At 26.4% G+C, this 24,829-nt stretch carries 26 protein-coding genes; 13 read left to right on the forward strand and 13 right to left on the reverse strand.

The window, feature by feature from the left end:
* Positions 1-18 precede the first annotated feature (18 nt).
* The 9 genes from AMN78_RS03050 to AMN78_RS03090 are packed head-to-tail and all read left to right on the forward strand — an operon-like array spanning position 19 to position 7,801.
* Positions 19-669 carry a phosphatidylserine decarboxylase gene (locus AMN78_RS03050; protein ID WP_075534115.1) on the forward strand — a complete coding sequence of 217 codons (651 nt, stop codon included), beginning with the start codon at positions 19-21 and terminating at the stop codon, positions 667-669.
* Complete coding sequence (pssA, locus tag AMN78_RS03055) at positions 669-1,460, forward strand: CDP-diacylglycerol--serine O-phosphatidyltransferase (protein WP_075534116.1); 792 nt, start codon at positions 669-671, stop codon at positions 1,458-1,460. The genes AMN78_RS03050 and pssA overlap by 1 nt, the downstream gene beginning before the upstream one ends.
* Positions 1,460-2,086 carry an RlmE family RNA methyltransferase gene (locus AMN78_RS03060; RefSeq protein ID WP_075534117.1) on the forward strand — a complete coding sequence of 209 codons (627 nt, stop codon included), beginning with the start codon at positions 1,460-1,462 and terminating at the stop codon, positions 2,084-2,086. The genes pssA and AMN78_RS03060 overlap by 1 nt, the downstream gene beginning before the upstream one ends.
* 26 nt (positions 2,087-2,112) lie before the next feature.
* The gene (guaB, locus tag AMN78_RS03065) at positions 2,113-3,192 is read left to right on the forward strand and encodes an IMP dehydrogenase (protein ID WP_075534118.1); all 1,080 of its coding nucleotides are present in this window, start codon (positions 2,113-2,115) and stop codon (positions 3,190-3,192) included.
* The gene (locus AMN78_RS03070) at positions 3,189-3,608 is read left to right on the forward strand and encodes a tetratricopeptide repeat protein (protein ID WP_075534119.1); all 420 of its coding nucleotides are present in this window, start codon (positions 3,189-3,191) and stop codon (positions 3,606-3,608) included. Before guaB ends, AMN78_RS03070 begins: the two co-directional genes overlap by 4 nt.
* Positions 3,609-5,168: a glutamine-hydrolyzing GMP synthase gene (gene guaA / locus AMN78_RS03075; protein ID WP_075534120.1), complete on the forward strand. Its 1,560-nt coding sequence runs from the start codon at positions 3,609-3,611 to the stop codon at positions 5,166-5,168.
* Between the two features lie 13 nt (positions 5,169-5,181).
* Complete coding sequence (panB, locus tag AMN78_RS03080; RefSeq protein ID WP_075534121.1) at positions 5,182-5,973, forward strand: 3-methyl-2-oxobutanoate hydroxymethyltransferase; 792 nt, start codon at positions 5,182-5,184, stop codon at positions 5,971-5,973.
* The gene (locus AMN78_RS03085; protein ID WP_075534122.1) at positions 5,954-6,463 is read left to right on the forward strand and encodes a hypothetical protein; all 510 of its coding nucleotides are present in this window, start codon (positions 5,954-5,956) and stop codon (positions 6,461-6,463) included. The genes panB and AMN78_RS03085 overlap by 20 nt, the downstream gene beginning before the upstream one ends.
* A gap of 12 nt (positions 6,464-6,475) precedes the next feature.
* Complete coding sequence (locus AMN78_RS03090) at positions 6,476-7,801, forward strand: outer membrane protein assembly factor BamB family protein (RefSeq protein ID WP_075534123.1); 1,326 nt, start codon at positions 6,476-6,478, stop codon at positions 7,799-7,801.
* Here the strand turns inward: AMN78_RS03090 and purF are convergent.
* From purF to rpsF, 7 genes are all read right to left on the reverse strand, one after another.
* Complete coding sequence (purF, locus tag AMN78_RS03095) at positions 7,798-9,276, reverse strand: amidophosphoribosyltransferase (RefSeq protein ID WP_075534124.1); 1,479 nt, start codon at positions 9,274-9,276, stop codon at positions 7,798-7,800. The genes AMN78_RS03090 and purF overlap by 4 nt on opposite strands.
* The gene (locus tag AMN78_RS03100; protein WP_075534125.1) at positions 9,236-9,781 is read right to left on the reverse strand and encodes a CvpA family protein; all 546 of its coding nucleotides are present in this window, start codon (positions 9,779-9,781) and stop codon (positions 9,236-9,238) included. The genes purF and AMN78_RS03100 overlap by 41 nt, the downstream gene beginning before the upstream one ends.
* Positions 9,781-12,252: an efflux RND transporter permease subunit gene (locus tag AMN78_RS03105; RefSeq protein ID WP_075534126.1), complete on the reverse strand. Its 2,472-nt coding sequence runs from the start codon at positions 12,250-12,252 to the stop codon at positions 9,781-9,783. Before AMN78_RS03105 ends, AMN78_RS03100 begins: the two co-directional genes overlap by 1 nt.
* 53 nt (positions 12,253-12,305) lie before the next feature.
* Positions 12,306-13,733, reverse strand: a complete 1,428-nt coding sequence (locus AMN78_RS03110) for a replicative DNA helicase (RefSeq protein WP_075534127.1) — start codon at positions 13,731-13,733, stop codon at positions 12,306-12,308.
* Positions 13,734-13,807: 74 nt separating this feature from the next.
* A complete protein-coding gene (gene rplI, locus AMN78_RS03115; protein ID WP_075534128.1) occupies positions 13,808-14,263 on the reverse strand; it encodes a 50S ribosomal protein L9 in 456 nt (151 codons plus the stop codon).
* Entirely contained in the window at positions 14,263-14,535 is a 273-nt protein-coding gene (gene rpsR / locus AMN78_RS03120; RefSeq protein ID WP_075534129.1) for a 30S ribosomal protein S18, read from the reverse strand. Before rpsR ends, rplI begins: the two co-directional genes overlap by 1 nt.
* Positions 14,535-14,858, reverse strand: a complete 324-nt coding sequence (gene rpsF / locus AMN78_RS03125) for a 30S ribosomal protein S6 (protein WP_075534130.1) — start codon at positions 14,856-14,858, stop codon at positions 14,535-14,537. Before rpsF ends, rpsR begins: the two co-directional genes overlap by 1 nt.
* Positions 14,859-14,926: 68 nt before the next feature.
* Between rpsF and fabD the strand changes: the two genes are divergently transcribed.
* Genes fabD through gmk form a run of 4 tightly spaced genes read left to right on the forward strand, consistent with a single transcriptional unit; the run spans position 14,927 to position 17,507 of the window.
* Positions 14,927-15,889, forward strand: a complete 963-nt coding sequence (fabD, locus tag AMN78_RS03130; protein WP_256997708.1) for an ACP S-malonyltransferase — start codon at positions 14,927-14,929, stop codon at positions 15,887-15,889.
* The gene (fabG, locus tag AMN78_RS03135; RefSeq protein ID WP_075534132.1) at positions 15,873-16,604 is read left to right on the forward strand and encodes a 3-oxoacyl-ACP reductase FabG; all 732 of its coding nucleotides are present in this window, start codon (positions 15,873-15,875) and stop codon (positions 16,602-16,604) included. Before fabD ends, fabG begins: the two co-directional genes overlap by 17 nt.
* Positions 16,605-16,653: 49 nt before the next feature.
* Positions 16,654-16,893, forward strand: coding sequence for an acyl carrier protein (locus AMN78_RS03140; protein WP_075534133.1), 240 nt, complete (start codon positions 16,654-16,656; stop codon positions 16,891-16,893).
* Between the two features lie 17 nt (positions 16,894-16,910).
* The gene (gene gmk, locus AMN78_RS03145; protein WP_075534134.1) at positions 16,911-17,507 is read left to right on the forward strand and encodes a guanylate kinase; all 597 of its coding nucleotides are present in this window, start codon (positions 16,911-16,913) and stop codon (positions 17,505-17,507) included.
* On the opposite strand, the gene rsmA is transcribed toward gmk, so the two are convergent.
* The 6 genes from rsmA to AMN78_RS03175 are packed head-to-tail and all read right to left on the reverse strand — an operon-like array spanning position 17,479 to position 24,764.
* Positions 17,479-18,267: a 16S rRNA (adenine(1518)-N(6)/adenine(1519)-N(6))-dimethyltransferase RsmA gene (gene rsmA, locus AMN78_RS03150; RefSeq protein WP_075534135.1), complete on the reverse strand. Its 789-nt coding sequence runs from the start codon at positions 18,265-18,267 to the stop codon at positions 17,479-17,481. The genes gmk and rsmA overlap by 29 nt on opposite strands.
* Positions 18,254-19,225: a PdxA family dehydrogenase gene (locus AMN78_RS03155; RefSeq protein ID WP_075534136.1), complete on the reverse strand. Its 972-nt coding sequence runs from the start codon at positions 19,223-19,225 to the stop codon at positions 18,254-18,256. The genes rsmA and AMN78_RS03155 overlap by 14 nt, the downstream gene beginning before the upstream one ends.
* Complete coding sequence (locus tag AMN78_RS03160; protein WP_075534137.1) at positions 19,222-20,145, reverse strand: peptidylprolyl isomerase; 924 nt, start codon at positions 20,143-20,145, stop codon at positions 19,222-19,224. The genes AMN78_RS03155 and AMN78_RS03160 overlap by 4 nt, the downstream gene beginning before the upstream one ends.
* Positions 20,142-22,538, reverse strand: coding sequence for an LPS-assembly protein LptD (locus tag AMN78_RS03165; RefSeq protein WP_075534138.1), 2,397 nt, complete (start codon positions 22,536-22,538; stop codon positions 20,142-20,144). The genes AMN78_RS03160 and AMN78_RS03165 overlap by 4 nt, the downstream gene beginning before the upstream one ends.
* Positions 22,528-23,616 carry an LptF/LptG family permease gene (locus AMN78_RS03170; protein WP_075534139.1) on the reverse strand — a complete coding sequence of 363 codons (1,089 nt, stop codon included), beginning with the start codon at positions 23,614-23,616 and terminating at the stop codon, positions 22,528-22,530. Before AMN78_RS03170 ends, AMN78_RS03165 begins: the two co-directional genes overlap by 11 nt.
* Positions 23,613-24,764, reverse strand: coding sequence for an LptF/LptG family permease (locus tag AMN78_RS03175; RefSeq protein ID WP_082254532.1), 1,152 nt, complete (start codon positions 24,762-24,764; stop codon positions 23,613-23,615). Before AMN78_RS03175 ends, AMN78_RS03170 begins: the two co-directional genes overlap by 4 nt.
* Positions 24,765-24,829: the final 65 nt, after the last annotated feature.

The following is a 24,829-nucleotide window of genomic DNA, read 5'->3' on the forward strand; positions in this document are numbered from 1 at the left end:
TTTAGCAAACTTTAAATTATGTTAAACACAATATTTCCAAAGATTCATAAAGAAGGTTATAAATTCTTGGCTATTTCAGTGCTAATAACTTTTGTAGCATTATTCTTATCAAAGTTATTGGGGTTAATTTTTATAATAATCTCAGTTTGGGTATATTATTTTTTTAGAGATCCCGAACGTTTTTCAATTAACGACGATAGTTATTTAGTAAGTCCTGCAGATGGACTTGTTACAGATGTTTCAGAGCGATCTGGACCAGAAGAATTAAGACTTGAAAATACTTCATTTACAAGAGTGAGCATTTTTATGAATGTTTTTAATTGTCATGTCAACAGAGTTCCAAATACTTGCAAGGTAGAAGAAATTTATTATAAGCCTGGAAAATTTTTAAATGCATCTCTAGATAAAGCTAGTGAAGAAAATGAGAGAAATTTTTTTAAAGTAAAATCAATGAAAGATAATGAGGAAATAATCATAGTTCAAATAGCAGGTTTAATTGCTAGAAGAATTGTATGTGAAGTTGAACAAGGTCAATCTTTGAAACAAGGAGATAGAATAGGCATGATAAGATTTGGGAGTAGAGTAGATATTTATTTTAAAAATAAAAAAGTTTTAGCTAAAATTGGGCAAAATGTAGTAGCTGGAGAAAGCTTAATTGCGTCTGACTAATGGATCAAAATAAAAAATTTAAAATAGTTTCCTCAAAAAAAACTAGATATCTTTTACCAAATATACTCACATTAGGTGGAGTTTGTCTTGGAATAAGTTCAATAAAATTCTCTATCGATGGAAACTTTAGTTTATCAGTCACTTTAATTTTATTAGCAGCAATTGTTGATGCACTTGATGGACGAATAGCAAGATTGATTAAAGGGACATCTGATTTTGGAAAAGAATTAGACTCATTAACAGATTTCGTAAGCTTTGGTATAGCACCAGTGTTTATATTATACTTTTGGGAATTGAATTCTTATGGAAAACTTGGATGGGCCATTGCTTTAATTTACTCTGTTTGTTGTGTGTTGAGGTTAGCTAGATTTAATCTTACTAAAAATGAAAATGAACAAGAATGGAAAAATAATTTTTTCGAGGGAATACCATCACCTGCGGGAGGATTAATAATTTTAATACCTTTAATTTATGAATTAAGTAATTTTAATTTAAACTTTGATTTAAAATTTATCACACCTTATCTAACAATACTTACTGCTTTATTGTTAGTAAGTAAAATTCCAACGCCCTCATTAAAAAAAATATCTATCTCTTCAAAAACTACTATTTTTTTACTTTTGGGCATTGGCACGATATTTATCGCTCTATTATTTTATACCTTTAAAACACTACTCGTTTTAAGTTTCATATATTTAATTTTTATACCTGGAAGTATTTTTTTATACAAAAAAGAGCTTAAAAAACATGCTACAAAAATATCAGATGAAGATCATGAAGATATTTTATAATGAAAAAATCCAAAAGAACAAAGAAAAGTAATTCTTGGAAGATTAAACAACACAGAGATCCATTTTTTAAAAAATCAAAAATACTTGGTTACAGATCAAGAGCATCATTCAAATTAATCGAATTAAACAAAAAATTTAAATTTTTAAAATCAAATACAAAACTTTTAGATTTAGGCTCGTACCCAGGCAGTTGGTCACAAGTTGCAAGTAAAACTATTACTAATGGAAAAATTCTATCCATAGATATTAAAAATATGAGCCCAATTAAAAATGTAAATTTCTATAAAGGTGATATTTTTAAAAAAACTACTAAGATCAAAATAAAAGATTTTTTTGATGGCAAATTAGAGGTAATCATTTCTGATATGGCAGCAAATACAACTGGAAATAAGTCACTTGATTCTATTAGAACAAATCAATTATGCTTAGAAATACTTAATTTATCTTCCAAAATTCTTATTCCTGATGGGGTTTTTGTTTCAAAAGTATTTATGGGTGAAGATTTTGATGAAATTAAAAACTTAGCTGAGATATTATTTAAAGAAATAAAATTTTTTAAACCTTTATCTAGTAGAAATGAATCCAAAGAAACTTATATACATTGTAGAATTTTAAAGACTTTATAATTTTTAAAAATCGTTTATAAGTTAATATGGAAACAATAAAAGAGTCTTTAACCTTTGACGATGTTTTGCTTATTCCAAAGTACTCTGATGTATTACCATCTGAAACTGATATTTCACTAAATCTATCCAAAAAAATAATTTTAAAAGTACCTTTCTTATCCTCAGCTATGGACACAGTCACCGAGTCTAAAATGGCAACGGCAATTGCAGAGTCTGGAGGAATCGGGGTTGTACATAGGAACCTAAACATAAAAAAACAAACTAAAGAGGTAATAAAAGTTAAGAAAAAAAAATTAATTGTAGGGGCTGCAGTTGGTACCAACAGCGAAGATTTAGAAAGAGCCAGGTCATTAATTGATAATGGATGTGATTTGATTGTTATAGATACAGCTCATGGACATAGTGAAAAAGTTCTTAAGATATTATCAAAAATTAAAAAAATAAATTTTAATGTTCCTATTTGTGTGGGAAATATTGCAACTGCGGAAGCTGCAAAAAAATTATATAATTCTGGTGCAGATATTATTAAAGTAGGAATTGGACCTGGTTCTATATGCACAACTAGAATGGTAGCTGGTATTGGTGTTCCACAGATTTCTGCAATTATGGAAGTCAGAGGTGCATTAAAAAATAGAAAAATAAAAATTATTTCAGATGGTGGAGTAAAATTTTCCGGAGACATTGCAAAAGCATTAGCCGCTGGAGCCGATGCCATAATGATGGGATCTATTTTTGCAGGTACGGCTGAAAGTCCAGGAAAAAAATTTAAAATAAAAGGAAGAATATATAAACAATACAGAGGAATGGGCTCAATTGGAGCAATGTCATCAGGTTCAGCTAATAGATATTTTCAAAAAAATTTTAAAGATAAGTCAAAATTTGTACCCGAAGGAGTAGAGGGCAGAGTTGAATATAAAGGAAATGTTTCGAAAATAATTTATCAATTAAAAGGAGGTTTACGATCTTCGATGGGGTACATAGGTGCGAAAAATTTAAATCAAATTTCAAAAAAAGCCAAGTTTATTAAGATTACAAAAGCAGGTTTTTATGAAAGTATGGTACATAGTGTGGAGATTACACAAAAAACAATTAATTATAAGTTATGATACTAAGATTTAAATTAGCTTTAATTTTACTATGTTTACCGAATAAATTAATGGCAAATAATATTTATTTTGATGAAGGTTTAAAACTATTTAATAGTAAAAAATTTGAAGAAGCGAAGTTTAAATTTGAACAAAACATAGTATTTAATCCGAAAAGTGAAATGTCCTATTTGTATCTGTCAAAAATTTTCAAGAATTTGAATGATAAAAATTTGCAAGAAAAGAATTTAAATACAGTCATTCTTTTAAATCCAGAAAATGAGGAAGCAATTTTTAACTTAGTAAAATTAAAACTGGAAGCATCAGATTATAAAAAAAGTAAAGAATTAAATGAAAGATTAAATAATATTTGTGATAAATTTTGTAATCAAAGTAAGAATTTAAAAATTGAAATTGAAAATTTATCAAAAAATTAAATGCAATTTCAAAAATTTAACGAGAGTATTTTAATCATTGATTTTGGGTCTCAAGTTACTAAATTAATAGCAAGAAGAATTAGAGATTTAGGCGTCCATTCTTATGTCATTACCCCATCAGAATTAAAAAAAATTAAAGATTACTCTAAAATTAAAGGTATAATACTTTCTGGAGGTCCATCATCAGTTACAAAGAGTAAATATCAAAGTGTTCCAAAAAATATCTTTTCTAAAAATATTCCAATACTTGGAATATGTTATGGCTTACAGTTAATTGCAAAATTATACGGTGGAAAAATTAAATCATCCAATAAGCGAAGAGAGTTTGGTAGAGCTTTTGTTTTTAAAAAAAGTCGGTCATTATTGACTAAAAATTTTTTCTCTCCTAAAGTTGCTGTCTGGATGAGCCACGAAGATGCAGTAGTTAAACTGCCTAAAGGATTTAAACAAGTTGCCTTTACAAAAAATTCTAAATTAACAATAATCGAAAATAAAAAAGAAAAAATTTATGGCGTACAATTTCATCCAGAAGTAACTCATACAGATAACGGTAAAAAAATATTCAAAAATTTCTTATTCTCCATATGTAAATTAAAAAAAAGATGGAGTATTGCATCTCAAAAAAATAGACTAATTCAAGATGTAAAAAAAATAGTCAAAAAGGATAAAGTTATTTGTGCTCTTTCGGGAGGAGTTGATAGCAGTGTTGTAGCATTATTGATTAACAAAGCTATCAAAAAAAATTTGATTTGTATTATGGTAGATACTGGCTTAATGCGAAAAAATGAATTTAAATACACTTATAAAATTTTTAAAAATAAATATAAACTTAATGTCCGTTTGATTAATGCCTCAAATATATTTTTAAGTAAACTTAAAAATATCTCTAATCCAGAAAAAAAAAGGAAAATTATTGGTAACTTATTTATTAAGATATTCGAAAGAGAGTCAAAAAAATTTAAAAAAATAAAATATCTCGCGCAAGGGACTCTTTATCCTGATATAATTGAAAGTAAGTCATCTACAGGAAGCAAAACTTCAAAAATAAAATCACATCATAATGTTGGAGGGTTACCTAAAAAGATGAATTTAACTTTAATAGAGCCATTAAAAGAATTTTTTAAAGATGAAGTAAGAATTCTTGGGAAAACTTTAGGATTAGAAAAAAATATATGTTATAGGCATCCATTTCCTGGTCCAGGGTTAGGTATAAGAATTATAGGAAATGTGACTAGAGAAAAAATTAAAATTCTTCAAGAAGCAGATCATATTTTTATAAATGAATTAAATGAAAATAATCTTTATCATAAAATTTGGCAAGCTTATGCTGCACTTCTTCCAGTAAAAACTGTTGGGGTGATGGGAGACTCGAGAACTTATGAGTTTACTTGCTTGTTAAGAGCAGTTATTTCCGAAGATGGAATGACTGCGGATTATTTTAGCTTTCCAAAAGAATTTTTAGATAAAATCTCTAATAAAATAATAAATAATGTGAAAGGTATAAATAGAGTGGTATATGATATAAGCTCAAAACCACCTAGTACAATTGAATTAGAATAAATTAGATATAAGCATGAATAAAAAAATTCTAAATATTGTTAAAAAAAAAAATAAATCTAAAATTGTAAGTCTAACAGCTTACTCAAAAAATATTGCAAAAATTCTTGATAAACATTGTGATATAGTTTTAGTTGGAGACTCCATGGCAAATGTTCTCTATGGTTTAAACGATACTCACAAAATAGATTTAAAGAATATGATACAACATACTATAAGTGTAAAAAAAGGTATCAAAAAGTCATTGTTAGTAGTAGATATGCCCAAAGGATCATATAACAATTTAAAATCAGCAAAAAAAAATGCGAAATTACTAATTAGAAAAACAAAATGTGATGCCATCAAATTAGAAAGTAACAATAAAAATTTTGAAATAATAAAATCTTTAGTTAAAATTAATATACCAGTAATGGGTCATATTGGTTTTACTCCACAGTTTAAGAAAAAATTTAAAATTGAAGGTGATACCAAAAATAAAGCCAATAAGCTTTTAAATGAGGCAAAAAATATTGAAAAGGCTGGAGCTTTTTCAATTGTATTAGAGTGTATAGACCCTAAAGCTTCAAAATTAATTACTAATAATTTAAAAATTCCGACTATTGGGATCGGATCTTCAGCAAATTGTGACGGCCAAATACTCGTTACTGATGACATGTTGGGTATAAGTGGTTTTTACCCTAAATTTGTAAAAAAATACTTGTCTCTTGATAGAATTATTGAAAAAGCTATAAAAAAATATAGCAGAGAAGTAAAATTGAAAAACTTTCCCTCGAAGAAAAATTTTTTAAATGGATCAAAATACAGATAAAAAAGTAGAATTTATAGATAAGTTGAAATTGTTTCTTATTGCTCAAAAAATTAAAATAATTTTAATTTTTTTCATTTTAGTACTTTTTTTGATTATTTTTTCAATTATGAAAATAAATCTAGAAAGAGAGAATATCTTAATGTCTGAAAAATTTATTCAAGCAAATATTTATTTAGCTTCTAATGATAAAGAAAAATCTAAAGAAATTTACGAGGAAATAATAAAAAGTAAAAATAAATTTTATTCAATTTTAGCTTTAAACACTATTCTTGAAAAAAAATTGGAGAATAATGAAGAAAAAATAATTAATTATTTTAACATTCTACAAGATTTATCTATTCCGTCTGAACAAAAAGATCTTTTAATTTTAAAGAAAGCATTATATTTAATGCAAATTTCAAAAATCGAAGAAGGTAAAAATTTATTAAAAAAATTGTCCAGCTCTGATTCTTATTTAAAAAAAATATCAGATCAAATATTAGAAAAATAAGTTTTTAAATAAATGAAAAATAAAATTATAATACTATTTATTATTTTAATCTATAGTTGTTCATTTGATAATAAATCTGGCATTTGGAAAAATGAGAATTTAATCACTGAAGATACAAATGATAGTTTTAGAGAGTTTAAAAAGCTCACTATTTCATCTAACCCCTTTAACAAAATCATAAATATCAAAAAAGATTTTAATTTTAAAACACAGCCATTAGTTGATGTAAAAGAGTGGAATGATATTTTTTATAGCGATAATAATAATTTACAAAATTTTAAATATTTAAATCTTAATGAAAAAAATTATAGAAGCAAAAAAATTACAAGAAAAAAAATTAATCAATATATATTATCGGAAAACAATAATATTATATTTAGTGATCTAAAAGGAAATATATTTATATTTTCATTGAAGGAGAAAAAACTAATTAATAAATTTAATTTTTATAAGAATAGATTTAAAAATATTGAAAAAAAATTAAATCTAATAGTAAATAATGGCATTATCTTTGCCTCTGATAATATTGGTTTTTTATATGCAATTGATTATAGAAAAAATAAAGTAATTTGGGCAAAAAATTATAAAATTCCTTTTCGTTCAAATTTAAAGATATCTCAAGATAAACTATTAGCTTCAAATCAAAATAATAAGTTATATTTTTTAAATAAATATTCCGGAGATATTTCTAAACTAATTCCAACAGAGGAAACAAGTGTAAAAAATAGATTTATTAATAATTTATCTTTAAGTAACAATTATCTACTTTTTTTAAATACGTATGGGTCTTTATATGCGGTTAATAAAAAAAATATGGAAATAAAATGGTTCGTAAATTTAAATCAATCCTTAGATATTAATCCTAGTAATCTTTTTTTAGGAAATCAAATAGTTAACAAAGATAATAAGATTATAGTTAGCTCAAATCGATTTACATTTATTATAGAAGCCGAGACTGGAACAATTCTTTTTAGAAAAAATTTTAGCTCCATAGTAAAACCAATTATAATAAATGGTCATTTCCTTTCAATAAGCAAAAATAAATTTTTAATTGCAACTAATATGAACAATGGGAAAATATTATTTTCTTTAGACATAAACAAGGAAATTGCTAATTATTTAAAAATTAAAAAAAAAGATGCTCAAATCAAAAGCATGATGATAGTGAATAATAAAATTTTTGTTTTTTTGAAAAATTCTTTTCTTTTAAAGTTTGATTTAAATGGGAAACTCAAAAATATTGATAAACTACCTTATAAAATAAATACTTTCCCAATTATTATTGATGGATCAATTATGTTTTTTGATTTTAAAAATAGACTCTCGGTAGTTAATTAACTACTGGACTTTCCACTCAATAGTGATAATTGCTTCACTTTTAACCCTTCTAAATTATCTGCTGGTTTTATTGGATAATCACCAGTGAAGTAATGATCACTAAATTGAGGATAATTGTCGTTCCTTTTTGAACCTGTTAAAGCTTTGTAAAGACCGTCTAAACTTAAAAATTTTAGAGTTTTGGCATTAATATATTCAGTCATTTCTCTTATATCTTTTTTATAAGCAAGCAACTCCTTCTCAGACGGCATGTCTACACCATAGAAGTCGGGGTATTTTATTTCTGGGCATGCTATTCTGACATGAACCTCTTTTGCACCACTCTCGTAAAGCATTTTAACAATTTTGTGGCATGTAGTTCCTCTCACAAGCGAGTCATCAATTAAGATTATTGATTTATTCTTTACTATTGTTTTGGTAGAGCTTAGTTTTAACTTTACTCCTAAACTTCTTATATTTTGAGTAGGTTCGATAAATGTTCTTCCAACATAATGATTCCTGATTAGACCTAACTCAAATAATTTTTTCGATTGTTCAGCATACCCGAGGGCAGCTGGCACGCCTGAGTCTGGGACTGGAACTACAAAATCTGCATTTAAATCTGTTTCTTTTGCAAGTTCTGAGCCTAAATTTTTTCTGTACTCATAAGCACATTTTCCGCTAATTAAACTATCAGGTCTTGCAAAATAAATATATTCAAACACGCAAGGTCTAGATTTTTGTATTGGGAACGGTTTTATGCTTTCGAGTTTTTCGTTTTCAACAAAAACAATTTCTCCATTTTCTACCTCTCTTAGAAACTTTGCTCCAACGATATCTAAAGCGCAAGTTTCTGAAGCAAAAATATAAGAGTTATTCAATTTTCCAATTACAAGCGGCCTAATCCCAAATGGATCTCTAACACCCACCAACTTTTTATTCGTCATAAGAATCAATGAATATCCTCCTTGAATTTGAAAAAGTGCATCAATCAATTTATCTAAAAATTTTACCCTTTTTGATTTTGCAATAAGTTGAACAATCGTTTCCGTATCACTAGTAGTTCTAAATATTGCTCCATCTTTGACAAGATTTTTTCTTAAAAGAAGAGCATTTGTCAAATTTCCATTATGAGCTACACTTAAACCTCCCATATGTAAGTCAGCGAAAAATGGTTGAATATTTCTTAATGAGGTTTCACCGGTAGTCGAATATCTATTGTGACCTATTGCAAATTTTCCAGGTAATTTTTCTATAATTTCAGAATTAGTAAAATGATCCCCGACTAATCCTTGTCTTTTTTCAGAGTGATAATTTTTTCCATCAAATGATACTATTCCACATCCCTCTTGCCCCCTGTGCTGCAAAGCATGTAGGCCCAATGCTACAAGTGCTGAGGCATCAATATGATTAGAAATTCCAAAAACTCCACATTCCTCTCTTAATTTGTCTGAATTAAATTTTTTCAATTTTTTCTTTCGTATCAATAAAATCATTACTTGAAGGAAATTCTTCAATTAATAATTCACTACCTTTGTAAATTATATTAAATGATTTTGCTTTATCTGCAGATATACCCCAATTTTTGTAAGGATAAAACCAATTAAATATCGAAAATATACACACACAAACTATATACCCCTTGAAAATACCAAACAAAAAGCCAAAAGTTTTATCGATTGAGCCAACCCCAGTCCATGTTACTGCTCTGCTTAAAACTTTACCAATTAAAATCAGAAAAAATAATGTAAAAATAAATATTGCCATACCTAAACCAAAACTGTTAATAAATTCAGATTCAATATAATCGCTCACATAAGGCTGAAATTTTGGTACCAAAATTATTGTAATAACTGTAGAAAGCACCCACTTCATGAAAGAAATTAAGCTAAGCGAGAAACCTTTTAAAAAACATTGAACAATGCTGTAAGTCATAATAGTAGCTGCAATTATGTCGAACAAATTTATATTTTCTAAAACTTTATCTATACTTTCCATCATTACAAAGGTTTTATCCTGTCTCCAAAAGGCTTATAAACTAAAAGTAACTTAGGAAGCAATGTAAGCACTGAAATCATTGCTAGCAGCATTGCTATTCCAGTGAAAAACCCAAAATAAATTGTCGGTATGAAATTTGATAAAACAAGTATAGAAAATCCAAATACAATAGTTATTGAGGTATTTAATATAGCAACACCAACAGTTTGATGACATCTATCTAAAGTTTGATTATAGTCATTAATTTTTTCAAATTCTTCTTTAAATCTGTAAATATAATGAATACTATTATCAACAGCAATTCCGATTGTGATCGCGGCAATAGTGATTGTCATCATATCAAGAGGAATGTTCATAAAACCAATTATTCCAAGAATAAAAAAAGCAGCAATAAAATTAGGAACTATTCCTATTAAAGATAAAATAATATTTCTAAATAAAATAAAAAACATTAAAAATATTCCCAACATGACTATTCCAAGGGTAAGAATTTGGGATTTAAATAAACTTTGAAGTAGATTATTAAATAGAATTAATACACCAGTTAATTTATACTCCTCTTTTTCTAAATTCAATTTAATTTTTAGATCATTATTAATTTTTTTAATAAGATCATTTCTTCTTAAATTTTCTAAAGAGTCTTTAATCCTTACGGAGACTCTAGCTTCATCCTCTTCAACTGAAATATAAGGTGATATAATTTCTTGTTTTATTTCTTCTGGAATTTTACTATATAAAACTGCGATTTCTAAACTTTGTAATTCTTTTTTATTTAAATCTTCTGCAACTCTTAAAATAGACCCAAAAGATAATACCTTACCTATTTCAGGTAATGATTCTAAATAATCATGCACTTTAAGTATTTTGTCCATTTTATCTCTAGTAAACCAATATTTTGATTTATCTTTATCTTTTTCATTATCTTCATCCCATTCAGAAAATTCGTCATCATCGGTTTTTTCATTTTTTGTTGAAGGAAATTTCAGAATTACATTTAATGGTGTAGTGCCTCCGAGTTCGTCATCAATTTTTTTCATTCCTTTAAAAATTTCAGTTTTTTTATCAAAGTAATTTATAAAACTATTCTCTACTTCAAGTTTTAATATACCAAATATACTAAAAAAAATTATGATTATCGTTGGGCCGAAAATTAAAATCTTATTCTTTTTGGCTATAGACCCAAGTAATGAAGTAATAATAGAGTCTTTCTCTCTTACGTTAATTTCATTCTCTTGAGCAAAAATATTTAATAACGAGGGTAATAGTGTAAAAGTTACTATTAATGAAACAAACAATCCTAGGGTCATCATCCATCCAAAATCTATAATCGGTTTTATTCCACTAAAAATTAATGACAAAAATGCACAAACAGTAGTTAAAACAGTATAAATAATAGGAGGCATCATTTTTTTACTTGTTAAAATAATTGTCTCTCCCTTTGACAAAAGAGGAAACTCTTTTCTCAATTGTAAAAATCTTACAGTAACATGTATATTCATAGCCATGTTAAGTATAAGCATTAAAGCAATAAAATTGGATGAAATGACAGTAACCTTCCAACCCATTAAACCTAGTAGGCCAATCATAATAATAACTGAAGTAGCACAGCCGAGTAATGGCATAACTACCCACCTAATATTTTTAAAAATTAACCATAAGGTTAAAATTATAAATAAAAACACCCCAAACCCGAAAACAATTATATCGTTTTTTATAAAACTCATCATGTCATCGGCAATCATTGGAATGCCCCCCAAATGAATTTTGGCATTCTCTCCATATTTATTTATGATATCCCTTATTTCATTTATATTTTGATGATTTCGAGTATTGTAAAGATTTTTATATTCCTCATATTCTTTTAAAAATTTTTTATAATTTTTCTTTTCCTCCTTTTTTAGACCAGTTTCTATCGATTGATTATAATATTTATCTTTAATTTTTATGTATTCAGCTAATCTCTCGTCTTTTTTTAAATAAACTACTATTCCTGAAGTTTTTCCATCTTCGCTAATTACATAATTTTTATATAAAGGACTATTTAAAATTTCCTCAAAACCTCTTTCTCTATCTATTTCAGGGTAAGCCAAGGTTTTATAATTTTTCAATCTATCCATTAAATTTTCATCTGTGCTTTTCAATAAAGGAACATCAATTACAGTTATTACACTGTCTACCCAGGTCAATTTTTCTATTTTTGATTTTAATAACTGTAAATTAAGTATAGTTTCTTTATCAGTAAAGCTTGAAACCGGAGTGTAGGTAAGAACTAAGAAGTCTTTAGACTTATATCTTTCATTAACTTCTCTTAAATATTTAAGGTCTTTGTCACCCTCTAAAAGGAGTGCATCTGAAGAGGCATCCAGATTAAAATCTTTGGCTTTATAAAGTGAGAAAACTATTAATCCCAATATTAACAAAAGAGTGATTTTTGAAAAATCTACTACAAATTTTTTATAAATATTAGACAACATCAGAATAATTCAGATATATCGTAATTTATTTATAACTAAAGAAAAAACTATGTCTAATTTTTGCTTAAATCTTTAAATTTTGTATAAATTCCTTCAAACTCGACTTTGACAGTACCAGTTGGTCCATGCCTTTGTTTTCCAAGTATTATGTCTGCAAGACCATTTACATCATTCATCTTTGATTGCCATTCGGCGTGCTCAATAGAACCTAATTTAGGTTGTTTTCTCTCTAAATAATAAGCCTCTCTATAAACAAACATTACAACATCAGCATCTTGCTCAATTGATCCTGACTCTCTTAGATCAGCTAATTGAGGTTGTTTATCATCTCTTTGTTCAACTGCTCTAGATAATTGTGATAAAGCCAAAACAGGTACTGATAATTCTTTTGCCAAAGCCTTCAAACCTTGAGTAATTTCAGAAATTTCCTGAACTCTTCCATCATTTTTGTTTGAGCTTGATCTCATTAATTGAATATAATCAACAACTACTAAATTTAATCCATGCAGTCTTTTTATTCTTCTAGCTCTATTACTTAGTGTCGCTATAGTGATAGCTGGTGTTTCATCAATGAATAGAGGAAGATTATATATATTTCTTGAAGTTTCTATATATCTATTTATCTCTTCTTCTGAAACTTTTCCCCGTCTAACATCATCAGATTTAATTTTTGCTTGTTCTGATAAAATTCTAGTTGATAATTGTTCAGATGACATCTCTAAAGAAAAAAAAGCCACTGATGATTTTTCTTCTCTTTTCGAAATATGTTGTGCCGCGTGATAAGCAATATTAGTTGCCAAAGCAGTTTTACCCATAGAAGGTCTTCCAGCCAAAATGATTAAATCAGATTTATGTAAACCTCCTAACTTTTCATCTAAATCAGTTAAACCTGTTGGAACTCCCACAATACCTTGATCACTTTGCATTGCCATTGTCGCCATTTCTATAGTCTGGTCTAGTGCTTGATTAAATTTAAGATATGATTGAGAAAAAGTTCCTTTTTCAGCCAAATCATAAAGAGATTTTTCAGTCCCTTCAATAATACTTTCGGCATTTTGTTCTTCTGAACTAGCATTCAAAGTATCTGCGGATAGTTTATTTGAAATTAAAACTAATTCTCTCCTAAGATACATCTCGTGAACAATTTTAGCATAATCAATTGCTTGTTTAGGTGAGCTTGAAAATCTTGTAAGCTTAACCAAATATTCTGTTCCACCAACTTCTGAAAGCATATTATCTTTTTCAAAAAAATTTTTTAACGTGATTGGATTTGCAATCATTCCCTTGTTATTCAAACTTTGAATTACTTCAAATATTTTTATGTGAGCCGGATCGTAGAAAATTGAGGAGTCAACTATGCTAGAAATTTCATCAATTATATCGTTATTAACAAGTATTGATCCTAATAATGCTTGTTCAGCCTCAATATTTGATGGATGTTTGTTTTCAGAATTATTTACAATAGTTTTAATTTCTTCCACCCGCACATAATAGGCTTGGAAAGATCTTAATAAAGATAAAAGTTACACACTTTTTTTTATGATCTGTGGAAAAGTTATTTAGTCTGAATTTTACTAATCTTTAAAGAGATGTTAGATTTTACTTCAGAATGAAAATTTATGTCTACCTGATAAACGCCTATTTTATCGAGTTCTTCTTTTAAAATTATTTGTGATGGACTGACGTCAGCATTAGTTTTTTGTTTTATCAAATTTGATATTTCTTTAGGTTTTATAGATCCATATAAATCTCCATTTTCTTTACTCTCTTTAAAAAATGAAAACGATTTGTTGTGCACTAGTTTTGCAATTTCTTTAAATTTATTTTTAATTTCTAGATTTTTTCTTTTTAGCTCGTCTTTTTTTTTATTTACCAGTTCAAGATTTTCCTTATTAAACCTAAGAGCCTTACCCTTTTTGAGGAGAAAGTTCCTACCAAATCCACTTTTTACTTTGACCTTATCCCCTATGTTTCCAAGATTTAAAATATTTTCAAGTAATATTAATTCCATTAAATTAATCCTAAGATTTTAGCTCTTTTTATTTCACGAGTTAATTTTTTTTGTTTATTGTACGAGACTGAAGTAATTTTTGATGATATTATCTTACCATTATCAGAAACGTATTTTTTAAGCAGGCTTATATTTTTGTAATCAATTATTGGTGGATTTTTAATAGAAAGAGGACACTTTTTTGAAAATTTTCCATCAGATTTTTGAAACAAACTAAGCTTGTTAAGAGAGCCTGTATTTTTTTTTTTAAATCTTTTATTTTTTCTTTTCATTATTTTTCTTTTCCAAAAAATTCTTTCTTTATGTCTAGTTTTTTATATTTTACTGTAAGATTTCTTATAATCTTACCGTCTACCTTAATTTTTTTTTCAATAGCATCTAAGGTTTTTTTATCACCCTCAAATTTGTAATGAATATAAAATCCTTTTCTATAATTTTTAATTTTATTTGCTAAATTTAGCAGTCCCCATTCTTCGACTTTAAGCACTTTTCCCGACGAATTATTTATTAATTCATTGTAAGTATCTTTAATGATCTTTATTTCTTTCTCAGCCAAATCCTGTTTAGCAACTATAGTATTCTCGTAAAAAGCCATATTATGTTATAAATCTTATAAGAGCTGGGTTATACTATAATAAAATATTATAGCAACATTAATTATTATTGATTAAATTAAGAAATATGGGCGCTTTATTATTTCCTGGTCAAGGATCACAAATTGTAGGCATGGGGTCTGAATTTTTTAATAATTTTAAAAAAGTCAAAAAAATATTTAATGAAGCAGATGAAAAACTAAATTTTTCTATTTCAAAGTTAATTTTAAATGGCCCTGAGGATAAATTACAACTAACTCAAAATACACAACCAGCAATTCTCACAGTAAGTTATTCAATATTTAGAATTATGGTCGATGAATTTGGTTTTGATTTAAAACAAATAAAATTTTTTGCTGGACATTCTTTAGGAGAGTATAGTGCTTTAGTTTGCGCTGAGTCACTTAATTTTCTTGATGCTCTTTATCTTCTTAATGAAAGAGGAAAAGCCATGCAAGAGGCAGTTCCCTTAGGAAAAGGAGCTATGATAGCTGTCTTAGGTGTTAAGATAGATGAAGTAAAAAAACTTATTCAAAAATCACAAAATGATAGTTCTGGGATTTGTGAAATAGCCAATGATAATTCAGAGGGGCAAGTTATAATAAGTGGTGATAGTGATAATATTAAAAAGTTTCAAATTTTTTTAAAAGATAAAAAGATAAAAAGTATCCCTTTGAAAGTTAGCGCTCCGTTTCACTGCTCATTAATGAAACCAGCTGCTGAAAGAATGAGCGAAAAAATAAATAATACTAATTTTATTGATCCAAAATTTGATATAGTTAGTAACGTCAAAGCTTTACCAGAAAATGATGCTAAAAATATTAAAAGTCTTTTGATAGATCAAATTTTTAGTACTGTTAAATGGAGAGAAAGTATAATTAATATCTCAGAAAATGGGGTTTCAAATTTTGTTGAAATTGGCCCGGGAAAAGTTCTTACAGGAATGGTAAAAAGAACATTAAGCAATGCAAAAAGCTTTTCAATCAATTCGATAGCTGATATTAAAAATCTTAAAAATGAATTTAAAAAATAAAAAAGTTCTCATCACAGGTGCTACAGGCGGAATAGGAAATTGTATAGTAAAAAAATTTTATGAACTTGAAGCTCAAATAGTTGCTTCTGGTACTAATGAAAAAAAATTGGAAGAACTTAAAAATAAATTCACTAATATACATGCAGAAAAATTTAAATTAGACAAGCATGATGAAATAGAAAATTTTATTAATCTCGTTGACAAAAAATTAGATGGCATAGATATTTTGATAAATAATGCTGGTATCACTTTAGATAACTTATCAATAAGATTGTCGGAAGAAAATTGGAAAAAAGTTTTAGATATCAATTTAACGTCAACTTTTCTAATGAGTAAATTTGTGATAAAAAAAATGCTTAAACAAAAAAAAGGCAAAATAATTAATATAACATCAATAGTAGGTCACACAGGGAATCTTGGTCAAGCTAATTATGCTGCTTCTAAAGCTGGAATAATTGCTTTTTCAAAAAGTTTAGCTATAGAGTATGCAAAAAAAAATATAAATATTAATTGTGTTTCACCGGGATTTATAAAAACTGAAATGACCGATAAAATAAGTGATGATTTTAAAAAAGTTCTTTTAAGTAAAATCCCCTCTGGCAACCTCGGGTCTGGTGAGGACGTATCAAATTGTGTAGCATTTTTAGCTTCTGATATGGCTAATTATATTAATGGCGAAACAATACATGTTAATGGCGGAATGTATATGTCTTGACAATTCTGTTTAATAATTTATTAAGAAATCATACACACGAAAGGAATTCATGTCAGACGATGTTAAAGGTAAAATAAAAAAAATTGTAGCGGACCATTTAGGAATAGAAGAAGAAAAAGTAACTGATGAAGCAAGTTTTATCGACGATCTAGGAGCAGATAGCTTAGACACCGTTGAGCTTGTTATGGCTTTCGAAGAAGAATTTGGTTCAGAAATATCAGATAGTGAGGCAGAAAAAATATTAACTGTCGGAGATGCTATAAAATTTATTGAAAGCAAAACAAGTTAAAATACAATTTTCGTTTAATGCTACATGGTAAAGAAAATATCATGGTAATATTATCATCACCATCTGGTGTTGGTAAGACAACTTTGACTAAGAAAATTCAACAGAAATATAAAAATTTCAAAATCTCAGTTTCACATACTACAAGAACTCCACGTTCAAATGAGGTAGATGGGGTAGACTATCATTTTGTCTCAAAAAAAAAATTTAAGGAGTTAATTGATGAGAAAAAATTTTATGAACATGCAAAAATTTTTGAGAATTATTATGGTACATTAAAAAAATATGTTGATGAAACTATTAAAGAAAATGATATTTTATTTGATATAGATTGGCAGGGAACGAAACAGCTTTCTAAATACACAAATCTTAATCTAATAAAAATTTACTTGATTACTAACAAAGCCGAATTAAAAAGTAGATTAATCAAAAGAAATCAAAATACAGATGAAGAGATAAAAAAAAGATTTAATTCGTTTGATGAAGATATACTACATTGGAATGATTACGATTATATTATAATAAATAAAAATCTTGAAAATTGCTTCAGACAAATTGAAAAAATAATCGAGATTAATAAAATTGCACCTAATATTTCTTTTCAAAAAACTCAGTGATTTTGTAGTAGATATCAGGATTTAATTGAGATGGTCGCGACTTAAGTTGCAATCCTTGAATCTGACTGATTTCTTTCTCACTTAAAATCTTTTTGATATTTTTATTTATCATTTTCCTACGTCCCGAAAACAAAACATTTGTAACTTTTTCTAGATTATTAATATTTTTAATTTTAAATTTATTTTTTTTTATTGGGCGAAAATGTAATAAAGTTGATGTTACTTTTGGTTTCGGGATAAAGCAATTTGCAGAAATATTGAACTTTTTAAAAACTTTTAAACGATAATTAGATATTATCGATAATCTGCCATAATTAGTTGAAAGATATTCTCCTATAATTTTATCAGCCAGCTCTTTTTGGAACATCAATATAAGGTCATTAAATTTGGGAGGCCAAGTTTTAAATTTCAAAAATTTTACTAAAATTTGTGAAGAAATGTTGTATGGAAGATTACCAAATATAACAGTCTCTTCTTTAATTAATTTCTCAATATTAATACTTAAAATATCATCATTGTATAATTTAAGAATATTATTATGAGAAAATTTTAAGATAAGATTTTCATGTAAAGAAATATCTTTTTCAATAAGTATAAGAGATTTTGGATTATTTTTTAAAATCTCTTCAGTTAAAGCTCCTGTCCCTGGACCTATTTCAATAATATTTTTATTTCTAATATCAACAATATTTATTATTTTTTTTATTATATTTTTATCAATTAAAAAATTTTGACCTAACGATTTTTTAGCAAATTTCATTTTTAAAATTATTTAAAAAAGTAACGCAATTTAAAAGACTTGAATAATTTGCTTTATTTTTTCCAATTAAACCAATTGCGGTTCCATGATCAGGAGAGGCTCTAAAATATTTAAGACCTAAAGTTATATTAATAGCATTAAATTTAAATATCGTTTTAAATGGTGTGAGTACTTGATCATGATACATTCCTACAATTACATCATAATCATTGAAATTCATAAATATTGTATCAGTAACTAGAGGGCCTACTGTGTTTATATTAAGTTTTTTTAACTTAAATATTGCAGGAATTATTTTTTTTCTTTCTTCTGAATTATCTCTTAGTTCACCATTATGAGGGTTTAAACCTAATATACCTATTTTTGGTTTTTTATTGAAATTTTTTATGTACCAAGAATTTATTTTAATAACTTTATTTACGATTAAAGGAATAGTAATTTTTTTTGAAACTTCTTTAAGGTTTATATGTGTTGTAATTGGAGAAACAGCCAATTTTTTATTGTAAATAAGCATGACTTCTGAATCTTTTTTAATTTTACATTTTTTAGCTAAAAATTCGGTCACACCAATTTTATTTTTTTTTAGAAGATTTTTATTAATTGGACAATTTATTATACCAATATTATTATCATTTAATGATAATCTGTGTGCGTAATTAAGGCAATCAATAACAAACTTTGAAGAATTTTTTTTATTCACCTTAAATGGATTTTTAAAAGTAACAGGAACGTCAAAAACCTTTAAATAATTATGTGAGATTTTTTGATTAAAATTATTAACATTTGTTATTTTAATAGAATATTTTAATTTTTTAAATTGTTGTGACAAAAGACTTGTATTAGAAATAAGGAAAACCCTTTTCTTTAATGATTTATTTAATTTTTTCCAAGTTTTATAAATTATTTCAGAATTTATACTATTTGGATCGCCGCTAACTAAAATAATTTTATTTTTCATTTATACTCAATTAAAACTGTGTTCTTTAGTTTTGATAAATGGCTTTTAGAATAAAGATTAAACATTTCATTTTTTTTTTGGTCAATTATTCTTTCCTTAAGTTCCTCTATATTTATATTTTCTACTCTAGCAGTTCTTTCATTAACTAATTTCAAAAAAAGGATACTATTTTGTCTCTTTATTGGATTAGAAATTTGTCCAATCTCCATTGTTTTTAAAACTTCAAAAATTTCTTTTGATAGAGACTTTGAGCTAATCCAGCCCAAATTACCTTTGTTGTTAGCAGAGGATGACATGCTATATTTTAAAGCTGCAGTCTCGAAACCCTCATCTCTGATCTTGTTTTTTAAATCTAAAATAATTTGCTCAATATTAGCGTTTCCTTCCATCAATATTTCAATCTCTGAAATATTAAATTCTTGGAATTTACTTTCATTTTCAATAATTTTTTTTAAGTCTTCTTTCACAGAGTTTTCGTTAATTTCTATTTTTTCTTTATAAAAAAGATAAATAAAATTTTGCCATTTTGTTTGAATTTCAACCTCTTTTAAAAAAAGGTCGTAATCTAGATTATTATCTTTAAATTTATTTTTAAGTTTTGCGATGTCATTTCTAGATACTAAATTTAAATAAGAATTTATCTGATTATTATTTTTTTTAATTTTAAATTTTTTTAATTCGATAATTTTTAATTTATTTTGAATAAGTGACTCTAATGCTTGTTTTTTTAATTTATCTATATTTTCTTGTGTTATCTCATCTCCTGCTAAAACTAAAGTAGTTAAAATTTTATTTTTTACCTCATAATTAGTGATAATTTCATTTTCTACCTTTAAAATTATCCTGTTCGTAATTGCATTGGTTGGAATACATAAAAAATTCAAATAAAAGAATAAAATAATTAAGATTTTGATTTTCATTTGTCAAAAGTCGGTGAATTAATACTTCCAAAAGGTGTAAGCGTAATTTTGAACATTAATGAATTTTCAGGTTCAAGTTCAGAGTCATTATAGAATTCTCTCCTATAAACCAATCCTGCTCTTAAACAATCATTTATATACTCATAACTCAAGTTATAAAATTCAGATGAATCTGTTATCAAATTTCTCTTTGTTTCAAAAGAGAAAGTACCTTGATCTTTGTTTTGTAAATTTATTTTAGTAGTAAAATAATCTTGATTTCCAATATGTTTTTTTTCTTGCAAATAATTGAAGTCAAAGTTAATTGGACCAAAATTCATATTAGTTCCTAATTCATTAAAATTTAAATCTTGATAATTTTGATCAAGTGCAAAATTGTAATTAAGACTAAAATTTTTACTTAATTTTAAGTTTGCAGAACCTACAAGATCTGAGACCTTTTCATTCAAACTTGACTTATCTGGCATTTTGTTATTTTCAACATCTTTAATAACTTGCGCTACTGAAAAATCAAATTCTCTGTCTTTTGCAGTAGTTTTATAGTCAAATCCTAAAGTTCCACTCATACCAGTTTCAAAGTTATGAATATTGCTTAGTCTATTCAAATTAAAAGCAGCACTAGGTGTTAATCTTGATCCAGACGTTTCATTTCTCATACTACCAGGAGCATATCTTAAAAGTAATTTTGGCGTGAGCAAATGTTCTGAACTGTCTTGTTTTTTCCGTAAACTTATTTTTGAAAAAAGACCCAAAGCTCCAAACAATTCACTTGTAGGATCTTCTTTATATTCATCTACATTTTTAATTTCATAATTTATATTTCTTAGGTTACCTAAAATTTTAGTGTTTAAACCACTTTCTAAAAAAATATCTTTTGATCTCCAATCAAAATCATTTACAATAAAATTTTGGAGTTTATTAGTGTCATATAGATGTGTTGAAATATTTGTTTGTAAATCTAAATTACCAACTTTATCATTATTAAGTAAATTTTTATCTATGGTTATTTCGGGTAAAATATACTCATACTTATCTTCGTAACTTTCTTTAAGAGTTTCAAAAATGCTTGCATTAAAACCAAAAAATAAATCGTCATTTTCGTGTGTGAAATTAATGTGATTTTCTAAAGTGTCTGTGTTGTAGTCTACTAAATTAGAATTAATTTTATATAATTTTAAATATTTATCATTGGAAACATCTTGGATAGCTAAACTAAAGCTATTATTAGATCCATCATCGCCTGTGAAGTTTTTTATAAATTTTGAAAAGAAATGAGACTTTTCTCCCGATTTTTTTGTTGAGCTTGTATTTTTGTACCCTTGGGTAAATCCAAAATCTGCGAGAAAATTAGAATTCATGAATGCTTGATGATACTCACCTTGAATTAATGGATTTTCATCTACAAAAATCTTACTTGTTAAAGTAAAATTTTTGTCTCTTCCAATATCAAAAAAGTAAGGTAATGAAACTCCAATTCCTAAATTTTTAGTGTCTGTAAGTGTAGGAGCCAAAAAACCAGATCTTCTATCTACTGTTGGATCAGGATGCGAAAGTTTAGGAATATAAAAAATGGGTATGTCATAAACTTTTATTAATGCGTTGTCATAGTAAATAGTTTTTTTAATGTTGTCATGCAACATCTTAGAAGCCTGTATTGTCCATGGAGGACATTTATCATTTTCTCTATAATCACAAATAGTGAAAATACTTTTATTGAATGTACTTTTTTTAGCACCAAGTTTTATAGAGTTTGCAAATACTCTTGGTTTATTTTTAGGATTAATTTTTAAACTTTCATCATTTAGGAAAGCCTTAATATCAGTGCCTAAAATCTCTTTTTTCTTTGTATCAATATAAATTTGTGAGAATTCGTAATCATTCTTAAGCTTATCTGAGATTTTAATTGAACCAATAGATTGAAATATATTATTTTTTACTTGATAATTAAAGTTCTGTAATTCAATGTAATTACCTTCTTGATCATTTATAGTAGTTGGCTTATTTGAACTAATAGTTTTATTTTTATTATTAATAGTTATATCTCTACCTTTAACTTCATAATTTTCAGAAGTAACAATGTTAGTGGGACCGAAAGTTTTAAAAATTCCTTTAGTTTCATTGAATTCTGCATTTTCTGCAGTAATTACATTATTATCATTATCTTCAGCTATGATTTTTTTTTTTAAAATGAGTAATCCAATCTTTTTATTATATTTTACATATTGACTTTTAATAGTTTTATTTTTTGTTTTTACTACAACATCAGTTTCAAATACTGTTGTTACTTTATCTTTATCTAAAGTAATATTTTTTGCTTGAATCATTATATCCTCCGCAAAAGTATTTGAGAAAAAAATAAAAGTGAAAAGAGAGATATAAATTTTATTTCTCATTTATTTGCAAAACCCCAATAAATGTAAATAAGCTCAATGCAATGACAGGTGCCCAAATAGACAAGGGTAATGGAATTCTGTCAGTTTGACCTAAAGCAATTGATAAATCCTTAAAATAATAAACCAAAACACTTATAATTAGGCCTAAAATTAAGAACTTTAAATTATCAGATTTTTTTAAAGTATTCATAGTCAAAATTGAGGCAATAGCTGTCATTAAAAATAAAAAGAACGGCAGGACAAGCATAGTGTGCAAACTTCGATTTAAAAAACTTTTATTATAGCCATTATTTAAAAGTTTTTTATAATCTATAACTAATTCTAAAAAAGACATAGTATCGGAATTATTAAATAAGCTTGTTATTTTGTCGTAATTATAAATTGACTGGATGTAATGGGTGTTTTTTTTAGTTTTTTCAAAAACTCCATTTACTAATTCAAAAATAATAACATCTTTTAATTCCCAATCATTTGTATTTATATCTACATTTTTTGCAAAAATTTTTTCATATAAATTGTATTTATTATCAAAATGAAAAATAGTTACATCTACCAGTTTGAATCCCTCTGTTTTTCTTGCTGTAATCACCCTATCGACACCTGTTAAATTTTCTTTAATCCACAAACCGTTATTATTAAACGTAACTAAATGATCAATATCACGAGCATATTGAGACTTTGTTTTTTCATAATATTTAACCATTGAAGAGGTTATTGGATTAACAATTATCAAAATAAACCATCCTAAAATAAAAGATGTAAAAGCTAGAATAAAAAAAATCTTTAAATTGGAATATCCGTAAACCTTTAATGTAAGAAGATCTTTATTGTTTCTAATTTTAAGCATAAACCACATACTCGAAATAAATACTATAAAAGGTAAAAGCTTTAAGATCATACTTGGTACAAATATACTTGTAAGCATTAATGGTGTTAAAAAACTAACGTTGTTATTTTTAAAAAATTCTATTTCCTCAAATAAATTTAAAATCATTCCAAAGCTATAAGTTATTAAAACACACAAAAAAAATGTTTTTAAAAAATTTTTAAGTATATAGTTGAAAAGGAGGTTCTTCATGTAATTTTCGACTCCTTTGAAAATTTATAGTTTAAAAGGAAATAAAAAAATAAACTCAAGACAAAAGGCATTATCAGGTAAAATATTCTTAACAAGAAATTTAGCCCTGTGTACCTAATTAATAGTTCAGTCAATAATAAAATAAAAAAACCATAAATAAATATCGATATTTTATTAGAATAAATTCGTTGACTCTTGAGAAGTAAAAATGAACAGACTAACGCAACGACAGGAATATAAAATGGTAACACAACTCTTCTAATAAGAATTGGAAACATTTCTTTATTTATGTCCTCCTTGCAAATTTTGGCGTTTTGATTTTTAGAAATTAAACAAGAAATAAGCGTTAGTGTAGATGTTTCTTGTAACTTTGGTTGTTTAATTGTTGTTGTAACTAAATTACTTAAGTCAATGTTCAATTGTTCAAATTTAAGTATTTCTGTTTCTTCATTTGAACTTTTTGATGAAATAATTTGACCATTGAATAGAAACATTTTTCTTTCTTTTACTATTCCTTTTTCAGCTACAACCGTTGTATTTAATTCATTTGAAATATTTGGTGATAAATTTTTAAGGTTTTTTCCTGTATCGTGTAAAAATATATTTTTAATTTCATTATTAATTTTTTTTTCAACAATAAATGTAAAACCTTTAAATGCGTCACTAAATTGTTGAGTTCTTATTGTAGGTAAAAAAGAATTAAATTGATCCTCGCTTAATAGCTGCCTCGATTTATTTAAAGCTATTGGTGTCAAAAAAGTGGATAGGACAATATAAAAGAGAAGGACAATTACCGAAGTGAAGAACAATAAATTTACTACTTGTATCTTTTTTATTCCCGAGGTCCATAATATGACAAATTCACTATCTTCTAGATGTTTTAAAATAAAAATCACTACGGATAACAGAAAAGCTAATGGAATGAATTTAGGTGCTATTCCAAAAAGGTTTAAGAAAGAGTATTTGAAATATGTGGTCACAGGGTAACCGTTTTCTACTATTAAATCTAAAAAATTTACAGCTCTTACAGTTAGAGCAATAATTGACAAGCCAAAAACAATAACTAAAAACGTCTTTATAATTTCTATAAAAAAATTTTGATAAATTTTGTTTTGAAGCATAGGAAATATTGTATATAAATAAAGCATCCATAAAATAAATTCAACTAATGGTTTAAATATGACTAAATTTACATTGAAAATCTATATATTTG

The sequence above is a fragment of the Candidatus Pelagibacter communis genome, from assembly GCF_001179945.1.
GTDB classification, from domain to species: domain Bacteria; phylum Pseudomonadota; class Alphaproteobacteria; order Pelagibacterales; family Pelagibacteraceae; genus Pelagilacustribacter; species Pelagilacustribacter ubique_A.